The sequence below is a fragment of the Pseudomonas fuscovaginae SE-1 genome (assembly GCF_000364705.1).
In the GTDB taxonomy this organism is placed as follows: Bacteria; Pseudomonadota; Gammaproteobacteria; order Pseudomonadales; family Pseudomonadaceae; genus Aquipseudomonas; species Aquipseudomonas fuscovaginae_A.
In genome coordinates this window covers 1-611 of the sequence record NZ_AQOH01000018.1, presented here as the reverse complement: position 1 = coordinate 611, position 611 = coordinate 1, and the positions used below count along the sequence as shown (strand labels likewise).

The 611-nt window shown below is 67.1% G+C and carries 1 protein-coding gene and 1 pseudogene; both read left to right on the top strand.

Annotation, left to right across the window (positions count from 1 at the left end):
• A pseudogene (locus K675_RS32850) lies at positions 1-118 on the top strand (LysR family transcriptional regulator); the annotation flags it as partial.
• A 191-nt stretch (positions 119-309) separates the two neighbouring features.
• Positions 310-611: sulfatase-like hydrolase/transferase (locus tag K675_RS30280; RefSeq protein ID WP_157383900.1), on the top strand; the 302-nt coding region annotated here is incomplete at its 3' end.

Below are 611 nucleotides of genomic sequence, written 5' to 3'. Positions count from 1 at the left end.
CGTCAGCCGCGCCGGGTATCGGCTGTCGCCGCTGGCCGAGGCGATGATCGGGCAGATCAGGGACGAGGATGCGGTGGAGGTGGGCGAGGTGTGCAGCCTGGAGCGGGTGGCGGTCTGAGATGGCCTATTCGCGGGCAAGCCCGGCTCCTAGAGACGGTACGTGAACCCTGAGCCGGGCTTGTCCGCGAAGAGGCCCTCATGCCCCCACCGCCATGCGCCGGATGCATGAAAAACAGTCACCAAATGCACTTGCCGAAAGCCGCCCCGCCCCGCGAAATCCTCGACCTGTCTTCCACTGCGGTGAACCCCATGTCCCATGTGCGCAACGTGCTCTACATCATGTGCGACCAACTGCGTCGCGATTACCTGTCCTGCTACGGCCACCCTCACCTGCACACGCCGAACATCGACCGCCTGGCCGCCGCCGGCGTGCGCTTCAGCCGCGCCTACACCCAGGGCACCATCTGCGGCCCGTCGCGGATGTCGGCCTACACCGGGCGTTACGTCAGCAGCCACCAGGTGGCCTGGAACGCCGTGCCGCTGCCCCTCGAAGAACTGACCCTCGGCGATTACCTGCGGCCCCACGGCATCCGTACCGCGCTGGTCGGCAA